Source organism: Candidatus Methylacidithermus pantelleriae (assembly GCF_905250085.1).
Lineage (GTDB): Bacteria > Verrucomicrobiota > Verrucomicrobiia > Methylacidiphilales > Methylacidiphilaceae > Methylacidithermus > Methylacidithermus pantelleriae.
Genome location: NZ_CAJNOB010000067.1, coordinates 37,600 through 55,629 on the forward strand (window position 1 = coordinate 37,600; position 18,030 = coordinate 55,629).

Sequence of the window (18,030 nt, forward strand, 5' to 3'; positions counted from 1 at the left end):
CGGGGGCTTCCTAAAACCTTGCGGTCCGGTCAGAACGTCATTTCGTTGTCCTCGCTGGTGCCGCCGCAAAAATCCGACCACAAGTTATTCATGGGGATTAAGTTAGGGAAGCTAGCCAGGATGAAGGCCCTGAGGCAACTCTTTTTTGCCCAAAAAGCTTCTCCCTAGATAGATCCGAAGCTTTTTTGACAGGGATTGGCCACGGCCGTATCATGAATTGGGTGCATATACTGGGGGCGCAAACGGGATTCGATTCCCGAAAGCCGCTTCCTGTGGCAAGCCGAGGTTGCAGGCTGGCCTCGTTAAAAAGCCTGCGAACAACTAAGTGCCAACGAAGAATTGGCTCTGGCAGCCTAAAGGATCGCTGCCACGCCGTCTGGTTGTGGCCCGTTCCGGCCGGGTCGCCAGCGGCGCAGGTTTGTTGCCGGACACCAGGGGAAGAGGCCGCTCCTACCCCTGGTAGAACTCACGGGCGGCTCGAAGAGGGCCAATGGGCTTGTGGCTTCCTGCCCGGCCGTCTTCGAATCGGTTCCAAGAAGTCACTAAGCTTGTAGAAGCAGGAAAGGGGTCATCGGGAAGACGAGGGTTCGACTCCCTCCGCCTCCATGGTGTTATGATGATCTTCCGGAGATTTTTTGGGAACCAGATGAACCACCCGGCGACGGCTTCGAATGACCCGGCCAATGAGGAAAACTCGGCCCAAGGTTTGCCGGCATCTTTCCCACTGGTTCTCCGGTAGGACGGCCACAAGCCCAATTCCCATGTTAAAGACTGTGTAGGCTTCATTCCAGGAAAGATTCCCTTGCTGGAGAAGCCAAGAAAAAATTCGAGGCACTGGCCAGCTCTGGAGCCACAGTTCTATTCCCATTCCTTCCGGAAGAATCCGAAGGAGATTTTCCGGTAGCCCTCCGCCGGTAATGTGTGCCAGTCCACGTACCTGAAAGCGACGGAGGATTTGGATTTCTGGAAGGTAGCAACGGTGAACCGCAAGAAGAATCTCTCCAAGGGGACGCCGAAAACCTGGTGGTTTTTCTGTGAGGGGAAAGCCTGTTTTTTCTAGGATTTTACGGACGAGCGTATACCCATTGGTATGAAGTCCATGGGAAGGTAGGCCCACCAGGATATTGCCCGGCTGGATCTTGCTTCCGTCAATCCGCTGCGATTCTTCGACAACCCCGACAATAGTTCCCACAAGTTCGAAGTGCCCGGGTTGAAACGTGTCCGACAGCTGGGCGGTTTCGCCGCCGAGGAGCGTGCAATTCCACCGACGGCAGGCGGTAAGAATCCCTCCGAGAAGCTCTTGGAACATGCGTGGTTCCAGGCGAGCTACCCCGAGGTAGTCCAGAAAAAACAGGGGTTTAGCGCCGACCACAGCAATGTCGTTAATACAATGATGGACAAGGTCTTGTCCCACTCCCCGGTACTTTTGGAGGGCCGTCGCGAGAGCCAGTTTCGTTCCCACCCCATCGGTGCTTGCCACAAGAACCGGTTTTCGGTAGCCGGGGAAGCGCGCGCGAAACAGTCCGGCAAAACCACCAAGCTCCCCCAAGCACCGGGGGTCTTTCGGTTGCCGACGGCTCCGTACGAAAAGCTGGCTTTTGAGTTGCCGTGCCAGGCCTAACGACACACCGGCTTCCTCGTAACGAGAAGACACCTCGGGAACCGGGCACGAAAGAGAGGAAAAGGCTTGAGGCTTCGGATCCCTTAGAGAAGACACGGTTGCTCCATTGGCTCGTCGTCCACCAGAAGGGGGGTTACACTCCCGGGTCGTCGCTCCAAGACGAATTTGTCCATCGGGTGATGAGGAGGCAAGGGATAGCAGCCTGTGAAACAGGCCGTGCAAAACCGGTTGGCAGGAAGGCCACAGGCTCGAATCATGCCTTCCACGCTCAAATATCCAAGAGAATCGACACCAAGGTAGGTTTGGATTTGAGCAAGGTCCATTTGGTTAGCCAGCAGGCAGGATGGATCCGGGAAATCAATTCCGTAATAACACGCATAGCGATGGGGAGGACAGCTAATCCTCAAGTGTACTTCACGCGCTCCCGCTTCTCTGAGCGTCATAATGCGTCCTCGTGCGGTCGTTCCGCGGACCACGGAATCGTCTACTACTACGACCCGTTTATCTCGAATAGCCTCATCGATGAGGTTGAGTTTTATCCGGACGCTAAAGTCTCGAATTAACTGGGTCGGTTGAAGAAAGGTCCTTCCAATATAATGGTTGCGGACAAAGGCTGGATAAAAGGGGATTTTACTCTCCTGGGCATATCCCAGAGCAGCATAAATTCCTGAATCAGGCACCGGGATCACAAGATCGGCTTCCACCGGATGTTCCCGGGCCAATTCGATGCCCATTTGCACGCGAACCTGGCTTACGTTTTTTCCCAAAAGATTGGAGTCGGGGCGAGCAAAGTAGACAAACTCAAAAACGCAGAAGGCTTCTGGCAAGCTGGCAGAATAAGGAAAAAGGGACTTTTGCCCTTCCTCGGTAACGATCAAAACTTCTCCTGGCGCAAGATCTCGTACCCAGCGGGCGTGGATAAGGTCGAAAGCACAGGTTTCGCTCGAAATGACCACGGCATCCTCAAGAGTCCCCAGAGAAAGAGGCCGAAAACCGAAAGGATCCCGTGCGGCAACCAGCGCGTTTTCAGTGAGCAACACCAAAGAAAATGCTCCTCGAATCCGCCGGAGCGCTCGCAAAAGCCCCTGGTGTTCCCCGGGCTCAGCGGGCTGAGCCAAAAGGTGGAGAATGATCTCGCTATCGGTTGTCGTTTGGAAAATGGAGCCTTTGGCTTCTAGCTCGTCCCGCAGTTGGCCCGCGTTGACCAGGTTTCCGTTATGCGCGATGGCCAGTTGTCCCCGCGCGCAAGAGACCACGATCGGCTGGGCGTTTTTCAGCAGGCTCGAACCCGTGGTCGAGTAACGAACATGACCAATGGCACGGGAGCCTTGGAGAGATCGTAGCGTCAGGCTATCAAACACTTGCGAGACAAGACCCATTCCCTTGTGCACCCGGAAGGGCTTTCCAGGACCCTCGGAGGCGGCAATCCCGGCGCTTTCCTGGCCACGATGTTGCAGAGCGTAAAGTCCGTAGTAAGTAAGTTCGCTGGCCCGGGGGTGACCGAACACACCAAAGATACCGCACTCGTGCTTCGGGTACGGAAACCCGGGCTTTGTGACCCGCTTGTGCAGAAATACCTCCTTCCTGGCCAAAGCTATCTCCCAACTTCTACTATGCCATTGCTGTTCGATCGGGAATACTTTTTCTTTTGGGGCTCGTCTTTTGGGTCTAAGGCTTCGGGTGTCGAAAACCGTGTGCCTGGAGGATAGGAAAAGAAGAAAAAAATCGGTTAGCAAAACCATGGGCTTGTCAAGAGCCTAGTGCCCAGCGTGCATGCGGACGCAGAGCAGCTTGGTGGCGGTGTCGCTTTCTACGCGCGGATGGGCAAGCGCCCATTAAAGAGCGGCTACAGAGACCATTGGCTTGGGTTTTCTTGAGTTGGCTCTCGAGCAAACCGTTGCAAATCGTCAAGGCCATCAATGAGGCCCGGCTCTGCCATGAATGGCCATCGCAGAGGGCTCGTTAGGCAGGTCTCTCATCCAAAGGATGGCGTCATCCTGGTCGAGTAGTGCGACCGGCTCATGCGTTTGGGCTTGGAGTACCGGTAAGCGGCATTGGCCGGCGAGAGTCGATCGATCTTGGTGGTGGATTCCAAAGAGAGGACCAACGATATGGTCTGCGATCTGGGTGGGGAGATCGATTCATTGTGTGCCCCGATTTTCCGAAAGAGATCCCAGTAGAAGGGTGCCAAGAAGGCGCTCGCAGCGATCGCATGAGCAAGCTTGCCGAGGTTTCACTTACCAGTCGCACTGGGGGGCTGGCGGTCGACCAGAAGCCGTTGCTCAAGAGCTCGGTGGTGCTCCGCCGGACGGATGGAGCGGAGTTTTTCCTGGCATATGCGGGCTTGGGGTTCACTCAAAGAAGCTTAAGCGATTCTTTTTTCCCGCGGTTTGGCTTGACCTCCCGAGAGTTCCATACCCTCCGGGTCCTAGGTCAAAGAAAAGATCGCTTCCATCGGCCGAAGGCGGCCCTATCTCATGGAGGAAACTAAGGAGCCGGATCCGGAAGAGCGGAGATGGTGATCTCCAAGCTCCGAAAGAAAAACTCGCAGGCGCACGTTGTGCGGGAGAAAAAGCGGCGGCTAGCCATCCCGCGCGCAGGAACGTCCATGCGCTCCAGGGCGAAGAAGAGGCCTGAGCGGGTGCGTCTCTGGTTCGGCTTGGCGTGCCTTTTCGCGTAAAGAGTTTTTTTCAAAGAAAAAGGGATAGGTTAGCCATGGAGACGGGAAGAGGGATTGGTAGGAGGATCGGAGGAGCCCATTTTTGTGCTAGGCTCGAAGGACGACACCCCCGGTAACCAGTTCTATCAAGCCGCGGTATCTCCGGACGGTAGCCGATCGGCTTGCGGTTGCAGTTGCCGGACGGAGAGGGGGGATCCCGAGCCAATACCTGGTTCGTAAGGGCGTGCGCTTTGCGTCTACGGCCAGGAGGCGATCCTTCAGGCTCTCTCCGCCAGCGGGAGGGCGAGGGCGCCAAACCAAGAGGGGAAAGTCGTTTGTAGGCGGGAGGGATCTCGCGCTTAAGCTAGGGCTTGGCGCGGGAGTCGAAGGGGTCGCGGGTGTTTACCAAGCGTCGAGGCGCGGACCTCTCTCCCTGCTGAAACGCCGCCTTGCCGGAGGGGTCGGCATCGACACCAACGACGATCATCGCGCCTTGGGCAAATTGGACCATTTCGGTAACCTCGTGAGAATTTGCGGGTTCCGATTGGATCTTGATGGCAAGAGGGCAAAGAGATCGCCCGGGTCTATGCTGAATCAGGCAAGCCGCTTGTGATCGAGTGATTCAATCTTCGCAAGAAACGAAGGCTGGGCTTGAGTCGGTGGAAGCTGTTGGGACCCGCTCGCTTTTTTCCTTCGCCTAGTGCCAAGGCGATCGCGATGGTGAAGTCGGGCCTTTTTTGTTGGAGTGGAGGGGATCGAGCTCGACCCGGCCTAGACACTTGTGATCGGTGGGCTCAACTGGGCGCATCGTCATGGCGCGAGTTTTCACTAGAGCGCGGCCTGGTGTTCCGGCCGGGAGAGGGTTGGGGCTCTCCGAACACCCATGCGTGCCAAAGCCAATCGTTCCTACGCCTAGTGGCGGTCATCTGAGCTTCGCTCCACCTGCAAGCCGTTGGACGAAGCGTGTAGGGTCGTTTCTATGGCGGGGGTTCGCAAAAGATTCAAAGCGGCGCATGGAGCGCATGCTCGGTCGGGAGACAATCGACGGCCTCCCGCGCTTCTCTCGGCGAAAACGCAAGGACTAGGCGCTGCCTGGGCTTTCCCCGTGAAACCCCGGCATGCAAAGTCCTCGGCATGCTCTTCGGCCGGTGTCCTGGACGATCTTGCCTGGTAGGGCAATGGTTCTCTATGGTTTTAGCAATGGTGATTCCTCATGGGAGGCAACCCGTGGCGGTGTCTGGCCTTGAGGCCAAAAGGGAAGGCAGAAATGGGGTGAAAACTCAGAAAAAAGTTCTCCAAGGAATATTGCGGTGCAAAAGGGTGGGTGTTCGGGGAATTGTTTTTGCCCTGATCTTTTGGCTCCCCAGTGTTTGGGTCAACAAAGCTTGGGCGTATTCCCTGCGGAATGAAGGGTTTCTTTTGGAACGAAACCTTCCCGTGGGGAAGCGACTGACGCAGTTGGGGAAGGAGGTCTGGATCGGAGGGGGACCCAAGCGCCCCTACGTTCTTTTGGCCCATCTCTGGGAGATCCAGGGAGTCGGGTGTGACCGCGAGGAAAGTTTTGAAAAAGCGCTTCGGCGTGCGGTAAAGGAAAGCCGCGAGCTTGGAGGCGACGGAATCATAGTTTGGGAAGAAACACCCGGACTCGTCGAGGCGACGTTTTCCTGGGTTCCCGAGCGAATCATGGTTGCCTATGCGTTTCGGTACCGCACGGACTCCTATGGCTTCTGCCGAGCGGCCGGCCAGCATGGACAGCACTAGAGACGGGGGAGAGCCTTTTCCTCCTGGTCTTCGGGAGGTAGTTTCCGTTTTTCTGGCTCTTCCCACAGCTCCCCTGTGGGAAGGAGCGATCAAGCGGGCGACCTTTGAGCTTTTAGAGGGCGTGTCGGCCCTTCAGATCCGTGACGACGGGTTTGGTAATCTTTGGATTGTTTATGGGGGTACGGGCTTAGGAGCTGCGCAGCGACACCGGGTTGTGCTCGTTGCCCATATGGATCATCCGGGGTTACAGGCCGCTGGAGGAAAAGAACCTCTAGCCTACGTCCTGGGAGGTGTCTCCCGGGAGCTTCTCCTGGGGAGTCCGGTCCTTTGGTACGATAAGCACTACCAGCCGGTCGGGCAAGGAAGGATTGTGGGTATTGTGGGAGACTCGTCTCGAGGTGTGTGCGTCGAGCTGGATCGGATCCCCAAAGGAGGTGTCTTGGGGATGTGGGATTTGGGAAGGCCCCGCTGGGGATCGCAGCGTTTCTCCGCTACGGCCTGCGACGACCTGGTCGGAGTCGCCACGCTTCTTTGGCTGGCCAAAGAGGTGGCGCAGAAACGCGCCAATGTCGGCCTAACGGTGATCCTAACCCGTGCTGAAGAGATCGGGCTGCGTGGTGCGCGTTGGATCGCCAACGGCCGGTTCCCGAAGGATGAAAAGGTTCCCATTGTTTCGCTGGAGGCAAGCCAAGCTCGCGGATGGGCACAGTTGGGGGAAGGCTTTGTTGTTCGGGTCGGGGATCGCAGGACCATTTTCGAACCCCAGGTAACCGATTGGATTCTTGCTTGCTGCGAGCGGGCAAAGCAAGTGCTTCCTTGGTTGCGGTACCAGCGGCGCCTTTTGGGAGGCGGAACGTGCGAGGCAACCGCATTTGCCGAAAAAGGGTACCTGGCGGGAGGGCTTGCTCTGCCGCTAGAGCATTACCACAATGAGAGTACCAAGGGAAAGCTTGCTCGGGAGAGCGTTTCTTTATCGGATTGGACGAGCCTAGCGCATTTTCTTACCTGGTGGACTTTCGAGGGGAGCCATCTTTCATGGGAGCGGTGGACACAAAGGAAGCGTGTTGAGGGGCAGTGAGATCTCATTGACGAGCAATCCTAAACTCGGTACATAGCCGTGGTCATGGAGGAGCGAGTAGAAAAGAAAGTCACGGCATTAGAAGAAAGAAAAGTTCTCCCCTTTAGCCTGATTGAGACGGCGAGGGACTTAGAAGGTGAGGCAGAAAGAGCCGTTGGCAAGGCGAGGGAATTTCTTCTTTCCCTTCAGCGGGAAGATGGACACTGGGTGTTTGAGCTTTTGGTTGACTCGACGGTGGTGAGCGACTACCTGGCGTTTCACCACTGGTGGGGGAAGATCGACTTTGAGAAGCAGGCTCGCTTCGTCAAACACATCCTTGATCGGCAGCTTCCCGACGGGGGCTGGTCTATCTATCCCGAGGGGCCGAGTGAGCTTAACGCCACCGTAAAGGCTTACTTTGCCTTGAAGTTGGGGGGACTCAGTTCGGATGAACCCGAAATGGCACGGGCTCGTTCGACGATTCTCCGGTTGGGAGGCTTGCCGGCCTGTCTCACCTATACCAAGCTCGGTCTAGCTCTTTTGGGAGTCTATCCGTGGGAACACCTGCCCTCGATCCCCGTTGAGATTATCCTTTTTCCCCCTTGGTTTCCTTTTAGTATTTACGATCTTTCGTCCTGGACTCGTGGGATGGTCGTTCCGCTTTCCGTTCTTCACCACTTTAAACCCACGCGCTTCCTTCCTCAGGATAAACAGCTTCAGGAACTGTTTCCTTATGGAACCAACGATAAGACGGTCCTTCCCTTTTCCTTTGCCTGGGGAAAACGAGTGGTTTCGAAGCGAAACATCTTCCTTGCCGTTGACCGCGTTCTCAAAGTGACGGAACAAATCCCTTGGAAGCCCCTTCGGGCAAAGGCACTCGCTAAAGCGGAAGCTTGGATCTTGGAACGAGTCGGGGAGGGGTCCGATGGTCTCGGAGCGATTTTCCCGGCAATGCTTTACGCTTTGGCTGCCTTGCGGTGTCTTGGGTATCCTGACGAGCATCCAGTTGTCAAGAAAGCCTGGCGCGACCTTGAGGCCCTTGAAGTTTGGGACGAAAAGAACGCGGATTTCCGGGTTCAACCCTGTGTTTCTCCTGTTTGGGATACAGCCATTACCATGATTGCTCTTTCAGAGTCAGGACTTCCCCCGGACCATCCGAGTCTCCGGCGGGCGGCAGAGTGGCTTCTTTCCCGCGAGGTTCGGTTCCGGGGGGATTGGAGGTTTAAGAATCCTTTTCCGGAAGGGAGCGGATGGGCGTTCGAGTACAACAACATCTATTATCCAGACGTGGACGATACGGCGATGGTCCTTCTGGCCTTGCTCCGGTCAGAAAGTAGCGATCCGCAAGCCCACCTCAAGGCAGTGGAACGTGCGTTTCGATGGGTCGAAAGTTTCCAGTGTTCAGACGGAGGATGGGCCGCCTTCGATAAGGATGTTAACAAAAAGTGGCTCGAAAATGTGCCTTTCGCCGACCACAACGCGATCTTAGATCCCCCCTGCTGCGACATCACGGCGCGGGTTTTGGAACTCTGTGGAAGGCTTGGTGTCAAGCGGACGTTGCCCATGGTGCAGCGGGCGATTCGCTTTTTGCGGCGTCATCAGACCGAAGATGGTTCGTGGTACGGCCGGTGGGGAGTCAATTACATTTACGGAACCTGGCAGGTCTTGCGCGGGCTAGAAGCATTGGGGATGGACATGAATCAACCGTGGATTCTGCGGGGAAGAGATTGGTTAGAGTCCTGCCAGAATGAGGATGGGGGATGGGGAGAGACTTGCGCTTCGTACACTCAACCGGAACTCAAAGGGAGAGGCCCGAGCACGGCTTCGCAGACTGCTTGGGCTCTTATGGGGATTATGGCCTGTGGAGATCTGGAGCGACCGAGTGTTGAGCGCGGGATTGCCTATCTTTGTTCGCTCCAGAACGACGACGGTTCCTGGACGGAGGATTTTATCACAGGCACGGGGTTTCCTGGGGTTTTCTACCTCAAATACGATAGTTACCGGAACGTCTGGCCATTACTTGCTTTGTCGGAATATTTGCGCCGCAAGAGAGGTCAAAAGCAAATTGCCGCGAGCTGGGCACGATCGCTTTTGACGCTGGCAGAATGGCGGTCCAAACGGCAGGAAGGCTCCACCCCATGATCGGGGTTTTGTTCCCTCTGGAGCATGAGGCAGGAGAGTTTCTGCGGAAGGTCAAGGCCTTGCCCAACCGTCATTCGCGTTTGATCCTGTGGCAGGTTCCCTCTTCGGCCTTTCCGGTTCCGCTTTGGGTAGGTATCCTTGGGATGGGAAAGCAGTGCCAGGCTAGCGCGCGCGATTTTTTTGCGTCTTTCCATCCCAGTACCACAATCCTGGCCGGATATGCAGGGGCACTGGTTCGCGGGCTTAACGTCGGTGAACTTTACGCCGTAGAAAATTTCTCCACTTTCCTTCCTCCCGATCCCGTCTTGAAGGCCTGCGGAATCAAGTTAGCCCGAGGAACCATGGCCGATGACATTATAGCCACCCCACAGGCACGGGAAGCTTTAGCCCACTCCAGCGGGGCCGAGGTGGTCGATATGGAAAGCCAGTTGGTTTGGGAGGAAGCCCAGCAGGCCGGGTGCAAGCTTTGCGTCCTGCGGGTAGTCAGTGATCCTTTTGAGCGGGTGCTTCCAGTCAAAGCCCTTTACAAGGCGTTTGGAAAAAGGGGTGCTAGCGAGCTAGAACGTGCAATAACTCTTGCAGCTCATTTTGGTCGTAATCCCTCAGAATTTTTGCCTTTTCTTGGTTTTGTGCGGGATCTGATGCGGGCAAGGCGAGCTCTTACCAGAGGGTTAATGGCACTGATAGGAAGCTTGGCTCCGGCGCTAGCTTGCCAGGTAGCGGCAAACGAGACATCTTCCTAGCGCGAAGGAAAAAAGAAAACCGCAACATCGTTCCGGCAGAAAGGCTTTGAGCGAAGGGGCCAATGCCGTTGCAAGGTGGGCCAAAAACGGTTCCTTTGAGGGCGATCCCTTCCCAAACCCAAGCCTTGGGGGTCAAAGACTCACCATGTACAATTGACTTGGAAGAAAAAACCGCAAAGCCAGCTATGCCCATCGAATTCGAACGAACGGCATTTCCCTTCCGCGAGTATGAGCCCAAGTGGCAGCGCTACTGGCTTTCGCAAGGTACCTTTCGCGCGGCCAATCCAGGAGAACCAGGTTCCGAAAAACCGAAATTTTACGTTTTGGATATGTTCCCCTATCCCTCCGGTTCTGGCCTGCATGTGGGTCACCTGGAGGGTTATACGGCCAGTGACGTGGTGGCGCGCTACAAACGGATGCGCGGCTATAACGTGCTCCACCCGATGGGCTGGGATGCCTTTGGCCTTCCGGCGGAACAACATGCGATTCAAACGGGCGAACATCCAAGAAAAGCCACAGAACGAAACATCGCCAATTTCCGCCGACAGATCCAATCGATGGGCTTTTCCTACGATTGGTCTCGAGAGATTAGCACTTGTGATCCTCGATACTACCGGTGGACGCAGTGGATTTTTCTCCAGCTTGTCCGGCAAGGACTAGCTTACGTAGCCGAGGCCCCGGTTTGGTACTGTCCGGCTTTGGGGACGGTATTGGCCAACGAGGAAGTGATCCATACCGAATCTGGACCCATTTCGGAAAGGGGAGGTCACCCTGTGGAGCGTCGCTGGCTTAAGCAATGGATGCTGCGGATTACTGCCTACGCTGAGCGACTCCTTAAGGATCTGGATCTTTTGGATTGGCCCGAGTCGATTAAGGAAATGCAACGGAACTGGATCGGGCGAAGTGAAGGTGCCGAAATTGTCTTTTCGGTCGAGGAAAGCGGGGAAGAAATCTGGGTGTTTACAACGAGGCCCGATACGCTTCTGGGAGCTACGTTTGTCGTTCTTGCTCCGGAACATGAACTTGTTCGGAGATTAACCCCTCCAGACCGGAAAGAGGAAGTGGAGAGGTATTGCCAGAAAGCGATGCTCAAAAGCGAGCTCGAACGCGCGGAACTTGCGCGGGAAAAGACCGGGGTGTTTTTGGGTCGATATGCTGTTCATCCGGTCACGGGAGCAAGGCTTCCTATCTGGGTCGCGGACTACGTAGTGGCCAGTTACGGAACGGGAGCCATCATGTCCGTGCCGGGTCATGATAGCCGTGACTATGAGTTTGCTCGTCGATATGGGCTCCCGATTCTCTGGGTGGTACGACCCAAGGACGGGGAACTTCCCAACGAGTGCTATCCCCAGGAAGGAGTTGCCGTAAATTCAGCCTTTTTGGACGGTCTTTCTACTGAGGAAGCCAAAGAGGTCATGATCCGGTGGCTGGGGGAGCATGGAAAGGGGCGCCGAGCCGTTCGATACAAGCTCCGAGACTGGCTTTTTTCCCGACAAAGATATTGGGGAGAACCCTTCCCGATTGTTTGGAAAAATGGCAAGCCCTATCCAGTGGACGAAAACCAGTTGCCGGTAGAACTTCCGGAGCTAGAGGATTTTGGTCCGAGTCCCGAGGGACTGGCACCTCTAAGCAAAGTAAAGGATTGGGTGCAACTTCCGGACGGATCCTGCCGAGAAGTGAATACTATGCCACAGTGGGCGGGTTCCTGCTGGTATTACCTCCGTTTCTGCGATCCTTGGAATGATCGTCGTTTTGTCTCGGAGGAAGCCGAGCGGTACTGGATGAATGGCAATGGGGTCGACTTATACATTGGGGGTGCAGAACATGCGGTCTTGCATCTATTGTATGCGCGGTTTTGGCACAAGGTCTTGTATGACCTGGGGTTAGTTTCCACGCCCGAACCGTTCCATAAGCTCGTCAATCAGGGGATTATCTTGGGAGAAGACGGGCAGAAAATGTCCAAATCAGTGGGGAACATCGTCAATCCGGACGATCTGGTCTTTCAATACGGAGCGGATACCGTTCGATTGTTTGAACTTTTTCTTGGTCCGTTGGAACAAACCAAGCCCTGGTCCACACGCGGGCTGGAAGGCCCCCACCGGTTTTTAGCGCGTGTGTGGCGGCTCGTCCTGGAAGAGACCAGAGAGGAAGAGTGGGTACTTTCTTCCCGGCTCCAAGATAGAGAACCTTCGCCGTCTCTTCTTCGATTGCTAAACCAGACGATTCGCAAAGTGACGGATGACATCGAAAAGCTCCAGTTTCATACGGCCATTGCCCAGCTGATGGTGCTGGTGAACGAGTTAACCAAGGAGCCTATTCGACCTCGCTCCGCGGTGGAGACGCTGATTCTTTTGCTTTCACCCTTTGCTCCGCATATTGCCGAGGAACTCTGGGAGAAGCTCGGCCATAAAGAAAGCCTTGCTTACCATCCGTGGCCGGAGGCCGATCCAAAGTATCTCCAGGAGGAGGAAAAAGAGCTCGTGGTGCAGGTTAACGGAAAACTGCGAGGTGTACTGCGAGTTCCGGTCGGAATTTCCCAAAAGGAAGCGGAAGACCGAGCCCGGCATATCCCTGCCGTAGAGCGCCAGCTTGCCCAAAGGGCCGTCAGACGTGTGGTCTACGTTCCAGACCGGCTGATTAATTTTGTGTTAGAGTCATCGGATGAGTCATAGCCAACCATTTTGTCCTTGCGACGCGAGATGAGCAACCGGTGCAGGGGTTGCCAATAGCTATAGAGCGACATAAGGCTATTCATGGCAGCACATCCCCATGAAGTTGCGTGCGTGCGCTAAGTAGCAGGGCTACAAGACGGCTTGGAGGATGTGGCGGGAGGGGCGTTTGCCTGCTCCCCCAGAATAGTTGGCGGCCGGAACGGTAATCGTGCATACGGAGCTGGAGCGGCCTTTGGACGTGGCCCTCAAGGCGCGCGGGTGGGCAAGCGCCGGGTTCAAACCGACCGCTTGGGCAAAGTCGTAAGAATCGGGAGGATCCGATTCCATCTCCATGGCAAGAAAAAGAAAGAGGCCAAAGGGATTTTTCCTATTGCATGCAAAGGGATGGCGTGGGGCCTGTGCCGAATCGAAGAAAGCCGCCTGTGATCGAACGATAGGATCTTTGTAAGCAAAAGTTCGAGCTAGAGTCGGTAGATCTTGTTGGGGTTTGCTTGCCCTCTTCCTTGGCCTACGCCCAGGCGATCGCGATTGCTCAAAGTGGGCTTTTTGCTGCCGCAGGCCAGGTTCATCGAAGTCGACCCGACCTAGAGGTCTGTGATCGGTGCGGTCAACCACGTGGCTCGTCATGGCACAAGTTGTCACAATCGCGCGGCGTCGTGCCCTGGCTCGGAGAGGATTTGAGTCTTTCCGAACGGCCGTCGGTGTGGTGCGGGAGACGGTAGCGCCCACCTGACACAGAGGTGATGTCACTTTCGGGCTACCCGCAAGCAATCGGACCACGGGTGTGTGGTCGTGTCTGTGGTGAGAGTTTGGGAGAGAGTCAAAGCTGGGGAAAAGCAGCGCATGTCTCGTCTGGGGCTCATGGGCTTTCTCCGACGCCTCCGTCCCCGAAAACGCGAAACGGAGCGCTACCTAGTCTTTGCCCGTGGAATCCCAGCATGCGAATGGTCGGCAGCACTGTTCCGCCGACGTCCCGGACGATCTTCCCTGGTAGGGGAATGGTTGTCGAGGGTTTGCGGAACAATACGAGCCGAAGATAGCATTCAGCCCAACTGAGAACGCTAGGCTTTTGGCAGATGCAAGTTCACTCGATTGGCTTCTTAACCTTTTCTGAGCCCTTATGAATCTATCTTGCGACAACCGCCGCCCCCCAGAATCGTCGAGATTTGTGGCGTGAAACACGGCAGGTTGCTGGATGAGACTGGTTTTTAGACTTCTTCTTTCATCGTGCGCCAATCAATGCCCATAGAGGTGCACCAATTCTTGTAGGCGCTGGGTAAGATTTCTGAGGGTTTGATTTCACTTCGGCCACCCCAAAAGATATTGGTGTACTCAACGGGGATGCCCAGGTTGTGAAGATGGCGATCGATCGCCTCCTTATGAGCCAGTAATTTTCGCTTATCCTTCCCATGTGCCACGGCCATGAGATTTACGTTCTCAAACTCCTTTCCTGCCTCTCGCCAATATGCGTGCGTAAGAATGCGAAATCGGCCGATTTCGCAGCCAGCCTTTTCCTCCCAGCCCGGTGGTAAAGCCCAGTGAAAAAGAGCATTAAAAAGGGTTACCCGGTACCCATCTTTGAGAGGCTTCACATGCTCAAGAAAAGTAGAAAAGCGCCCCAGCACTCCTTTTTGCGATAAACCTTCCGCTATCTCAAAAAACCGCGATAGACTCATACCCGCTTGTGTCGCCCGCTGGGCCCAGGGATCCGGGCGGATTTCTTCAGGAGAAAATTCCCGCTTGAGTTCAGCCAGGACCTTCCATTCTTCCTCGTTAAGCCATACCTGCCGGATGGGTTGCAGCTGCGCAGGCTCAGGTGCCATTTCCCCAATTTCCAGTTCCTGGCGCCGTACATGACCTACTCCGAGGACAAAGATGGCGCGGGCCGGCATGAGACGAAACGAGACTGCTCCGATCTTTTGTTGCAGCCATTGGCAATGTTTGGAAAGCGAAAACCCTTGGGGAACTTTCAGCGTGGTCCACAGGCGAAAACGGGAGCCTGGCGTGTCACGATCCGTCGAACGAATTACTACATGTCCGCTGAAAGGATCTTTCTGAAAAAGGAAATCGAAGGCCGCATCCAATCGCTCCTGGGGAACATTCCAGGCGACGAGCGCTCCGGGGGCGAGCAGGTTGGAATAGAGGGTTTGGCGAACCCGGCGGATCGTTCCGGCGCGCAACATGGCAGCAATACGGCGACGCACAAGCTCCGGGTCCAGACAACAACGCGCGGCGATTTCTACGAAGGGATCGCGGTAAAACCCAGACAACTGGTCTTCCGATACTCGAAGAATCTGGGCATTGATGGGGTCGGTAACCGAAATGGGCGGGGACGTTTCGCCACGTTCATCGAGAAGTGCTTTTTCCATATTTTCCTTACCATATCCTAAAGCAGCATACTTGCGTAGCAGGGACTTTGGGGGCTCTTGGGTTCCCGAGAGGTCGTGGGAGGCAAGGTTGCGTTTCCTTTTAGTTCGGTGGTTCGATTCGCTCAGCGACGGCGACAGCCATCTCTTGGGTGCCCACCACGTGGGCTCCTGGGGTCGCAATATCCGCAGTTCGGTAACCGTCGGCCAGTGTTTTTTGCACGGCCTTTTCGATGGCTCGAGCAGCTTCTTCCTCGCCAAGGCTATACCGGAAAAGAAGCGCCCCAGAGAGAATTTGCCCAAGAGGATTGGCAATTCCCTTGCCAGCTATGTCGGGAGCGCTTCCTCCGGCCGGCTCGTAAAGCCCGAAGCGAGTAGATCCGAGCGAAGCACTAGGCAAAAGTCCCAGCGAACCAGCAAGTCCGGCCAGTTCATCACTTAGGATATCGCCAAAGAGGTTTTCGCACAAAAGCACATCAAACCTTCGAGGATCCCGTACCAGTTGAAGGGCCGCATTATCCACATACAAAAATTCAAGGGAAACTTCCGGAAACTCCTGAGCTACCCTGTTGAGCACCTTCCTCCAAAGAAGGCTAGATTGAAGAACGTTGGCCTTATCGACGACGGTAAGCTTTCTCTTGCGAGCCTGCGCAATTTTCATGGCCAACCGGCTAATGCGCTCAATTTCCTCGGTTTCATACACAAGGGTGTCGACGGCTCGCTCGGTTCCATGGCCCGTTGGGTAAATTCCCTTAGGCTCTCCAAAGTAAAGCCCACCCGTAAGTTCCCGAACGACGAGGATATCTGTTCCTTTTCCTAAACGTTCCTCTTTAAGAGGGGATACTGGGCCAAGCTCCGGATAAAACGTTACAGGCCGGAGGTTTGCATAAAGCCCAAAGAATTTGCGTAAGGGAAGAAGGCTTGCGCGCTCGGGTTGTGCTTCCGGCGGCAAACTTTCCCATTTGGGCCCACCAACAGCACCTAGGAAAATCGCATGGCTCTGCTGGCAGATTTCCAAGGTCGTCTCCGGGAGCGCTTTCCCGCAGGCATCAATCGCCGCTCCTCCGACCAGAGCCGGGAGCCAGCTAAGTTCAAACTGGTACTCTCTGGCTGCGGCTTGAAGCACGTGGACCGCCGCTTCCATGACTTCAGGTCCGATGCCATCTCCTGGTAAAAGGGCAATCCGGTACGAACGCATGGTGAAAAAGGGACAGTAAACCCGTTTTACGTCTGTTGTCTTTCGGGAATCAGGCCGTTTTTTCGGGCATAGGCAAAAATCCCACCGGCTTCAATCACGGGCGCTAAATCCCCTAAAGGCCGTAAGGGATAGGTATGGTCCCCACAGCGAAGGATGCCTGTATCGAGATTGACCTCGACCCATTGCCCGGTACGAAGGATATCACAAAGACGTTGGCACGACTCACAAGGGTAAAGAGCCCCTGTCGCAATGCAGTTTCGAAAAAAAATCCGCGCGTAACCCGCGGCTACGACCACCTTGCAACCGGCTGCTCCCAAAGCGATAGGAGCATGTTCTCGGGAGGAACCGCATCCAAAGTTTTTCCCAGCAATGAGGATAGGAAACTGCGTCTTGGTTTTCCCTGGTTCGACGAAGCGGACCGGATACTCTCTTTCGGGTAAACCACTAAGCGCAAAGCTTCCCAGTTTCTCATACTCTTCCGGAATGGTGGGAACGAGCATGAGATGGGCAGCAGGGATGATTTGGTCTGTGTCAATGTTATCCTTTACAACATAAGCAGGCCCTTGGAAGATCCGTTCCATGCCCCCCATTAGTACGCGTTCTGGAACCAATAGCAAGAAGGAGAGACGTTTCAGGGCAACCGGAAGGGTTCTTTCCCCCTCAGAAATCTTGCAACGCCTAATTGCCATTCCCAGCGTGAACCCGGACTGTGACCCTGGGGAGCAAGCGGCAGGAGAAGGGAAACTTGCGTCCTACTTAGCTGAATTTCTGAAGCGATTGGGGGCTAAAGTCAGTTTGCAAGAGGTTCTCCCGGGAAGACCTAACGTGATTGCTGTCTGGGAGGCAGCCTCGGATGCTCCGCATCTGGTTTTTGCGCCGCATACGGACACCGTTGGAGTAAAGGGAATGACCATAGATCCCTTCCGTCCCGTTCGAAAGAACGGGCGGATTTACGGGAGGGGAGCTGCGGACACCAAAGGTCCGATGGCGGCAGTGCTTTGGGCTCTTCAGATGTGGTCAAATCAAAAGGGAAAGATCCGGGATCGTCTCCGAGTGAGTTTTGTGGGACTGATGGGGGAAGAAGCCGGTAACGAAGGGGCGATCGCGCTCGTGCAAGGGGGATTTCAAGCACGGCTGGTGGTTGTGTGTGAACCAACCGATCTTCAAGTTGTCTATGCCCACAAAGGGGCTCTTTGGTTTAAGCTCCGAGCCATCGGGAAAGCTTGCCATGGGTCAACGCCGGAACGCGGGGTCAATGCCATCGAACATATGGCCTTTCTTTTACCCCAGTTTAAGAAGGACCTCCTTCAAGCCCTTTCGCAGCGGGCCTCTCCTTTAGGAGCTGCCACCCTTAACTTTGGGATCATCCAGGGGGGAAGGGCTATTAACATTGTTCCCGACTGCTGCGAGGTCAGTTGTGATCTCCGGTTTCCTGCCTCCTGGAAAGCGCAAGAAATTTGGCAACTCGTTCGACGCTACATTAACCAAAGCTCCTTTCGTGCGAAAGCCGAGTTAATCCGAAAAGCCCCGGGTTTGGCGACGCGAGCCGACGACTTATGGATTAGAATGCTAGCCAAAGCTGGCCGAGGTTTGACTACGGCTCCGTGGTTCTGTGATGCAGCGATCTTTGGGGAAAAAAAAATTCCCTCCGTAGCCTTTGGGCCGGGTTCCATCGCGCAAGCTCATACGGCAGAGGAATTCATTTTGGAGCGGCAGCTCCAGTCGGGTGCCAGAGCCTACTGGTCATTTTTGCAATCAGTTGCCCAGTTATCCGGCCAGGATGTGGAGTAAAAAATCCCGATTGGGCTCGA

At 55.3% G+C, this 18,030-nt stretch carries 11 protein-coding genes and 1 other RNA gene; 7 read left to right on the forward strand and 5 right to left on the reverse strand.

Annotated features, from left to right (window positions below; genetic code table 11):
* Positions 1–232: 232 nt before the first annotated feature.
* Positions 233–609: a transfer-messenger RNA gene (gene ssrA, locus KK925_RS10170) on the forward strand.
* Here ssrA and purM read toward each other — a convergent pair.
* Positions 569–1,717 (reverse strand): phosphoribosylformylglycinamidine cyclo-ligase, encoded by a 1,149-nt coding sequence (gene purM, locus KK925_RS10175; protein ID WP_214096496.1) that lies wholly within the window; start codon positions 1,715–1,717, stop codon positions 569–571. The two genes, ssrA and purM, sit on opposite strands and share 41 nt — an antisense overlap.
* On the reverse strand, positions 1,705–3,213 hold the full coding sequence (gene purF, locus KK925_RS10180) for an amidophosphoribosyltransferase (RefSeq protein ID WP_236027913.1): 1,509 nt from the start codon (positions 3,211–3,213) through the stop codon (positions 1,705–1,707). Before purF ends, purM begins: the two co-directional genes overlap by 13 nt.
* A gap of 2,255 nt (positions 3,214–5,468) precedes the next feature.
* Here purF and KK925_RS10185 point away from each other — a divergent pair.
* From KK925_RS10185 to leuS, 5 genes are all read left to right on the forward strand, one after another.
* Positions 5,469–6,041: a hypothetical protein gene (locus KK925_RS10185; protein WP_174582527.1), complete on the forward strand. Its 573-nt coding sequence runs from the start codon at positions 5,469–5,471 to the stop codon at positions 6,039–6,041.
* Complete coding sequence (locus KK925_RS10190; protein ID WP_174582528.1) at positions 6,028–7,119, forward strand: M28 family peptidase; 1,092 nt, start codon at positions 6,028–6,030, stop codon at positions 7,117–7,119. The genes KK925_RS10185 and KK925_RS10190 overlap by 14 nt, the downstream gene beginning before the upstream one ends.
* A gap of 45 nt (positions 7,120–7,164) precedes the next feature.
* Entirely contained in the window at positions 7,165–9,240 is a 2,076-nt protein-coding gene (gene shc / locus KK925_RS10195) for a squalene--hopene cyclase (protein ID WP_174582559.1), read from the forward strand.
* Positions 9,237–9,983 (forward strand): nucleoside phosphorylase-I family protein, encoded by a 747-nt coding sequence (locus tag KK925_RS10200; RefSeq protein WP_174582529.1) that lies wholly within the window; start codon positions 9,237–9,239, stop codon positions 9,981–9,983. Before shc ends, KK925_RS10200 begins: the two co-directional genes overlap by 4 nt.
* A gap of 185 nt (positions 9,984–10,168) precedes the next feature.
* Positions 10,169–12,655 carry a leucine--tRNA ligase gene (leuS, locus tag KK925_RS10205; protein ID WP_174582530.1) on the forward strand — a complete coding sequence of 829 codons (2,487 nt, stop codon included), beginning with the start codon at positions 10,169–10,171 and terminating at the stop codon, positions 12,653–12,655.
* 1,208 nt (positions 12,656–13,863) lie between these two features.
* Here the strand turns inward: leuS and KK925_RS10210 are convergent.
* From KK925_RS10210 to KK925_RS10220, 3 genes are all read right to left on the reverse strand, one after another.
* Positions 13,864–15,024 (reverse strand): Lrp/AsnC family transcriptional regulator, encoded by a 1,161-nt coding sequence (locus tag KK925_RS10210; RefSeq protein WP_174582531.1) that lies wholly within the window; start codon positions 15,022–15,024, stop codon positions 13,864–13,866.
* Positions 15,025–15,124: 100 nt separating this feature from the next.
* Positions 15,125–16,219, reverse strand: a complete 1,095-nt coding sequence (gene leuB, locus KK925_RS10215; RefSeq protein ID WP_174582532.1) for a 3-isopropylmalate dehydrogenase — start codon at positions 16,217–16,219, stop codon at positions 15,125–15,127.
* Positions 16,220–16,245: 26 nt separating this feature from the next.
* Entirely contained in the window at positions 16,246–16,800 is a 555-nt protein-coding gene (locus tag KK925_RS10220) for a 3-isopropylmalate dehydratase (RefSeq protein ID WP_174582533.1), read from the reverse strand.
* Between KK925_RS10220 and KK925_RS10225 the strand changes: the two genes are divergently transcribed.
* Positions 16,799–18,010, forward strand: a complete 1,212-nt coding sequence (locus KK925_RS10225; protein ID WP_174582534.1) for a M20 family metallopeptidase — start codon at positions 16,799–16,801, stop codon at positions 18,008–18,010. The genes KK925_RS10220 and KK925_RS10225 overlap by 2 nt on opposite strands.
* Positions 18,011–18,030: the final 20 nt, after the last annotated feature.

What these genes read in the sequence shown, in the direction of transcription:
- leuB (WP_174582532.1), bottom strand. Translation starts at nt 16,219, where the DNA reads ATGCGTTCGTACCGGATTGCCCTTTTACCAGGAGATGGCATCGGACCT.
- KK925_RS10225 (WP_174582534.1), top strand. Translation starts at nt 16,799, where the DNA reads ATGCCCCCCATTAGTACGCGTTCTGGAACCAATAGCAAGAAGGAGAGA.
- KK925_RS10220 (WP_174582533.1), bottom strand. Translation starts at nt 16,800, where the DNA reads ATGGAACGGATCTTCCAAGGGCCTGCTTATGTTGTAAAGGATAACATT.
- shc (WP_174582559.1), top strand. Translation starts at nt 7,165, where the DNA reads ATGGAGGAGCGAGTAGAAAAGAAAGTCACGGCATTAGAAGAAAGAAAA.
- KK925_RS10200 (WP_174582529.1), top strand. Translation starts at nt 9,237, where the DNA reads ATGATCGGGGTTTTGTTCCCTCTGGAGCATGAGGCAGGAGAGTTTCTG.
- leuS (WP_174582530.1), top strand. Translation starts at nt 10,169, where the DNA reads ATGCCCATCGAATTCGAACGAACGGCATTTCCCTTCCGCGAGTATGAG.
- KK925_RS10210 (WP_174582531.1), bottom strand. Translation starts at nt 15,024, where the DNA reads ATGGAAAAAGCACTTCTCGATGAACGTGGCGAAACGTCCCCGCCCATT.
- KK925_RS10190 (WP_174582528.1), top strand. Translation starts at nt 6,028, where the DNA reads ATGGACAGCACTAGAGACGGGGGAGAGCCTTTTCCTCCTGGTCTTCGG.
- KK925_RS10185 (WP_174582527.1), top strand. Translation starts at nt 5,469, where the DNA reads ATGGTTTTAGCAATGGTGATTCCTCATGGGAGGCAACCCGTGGCGGTG.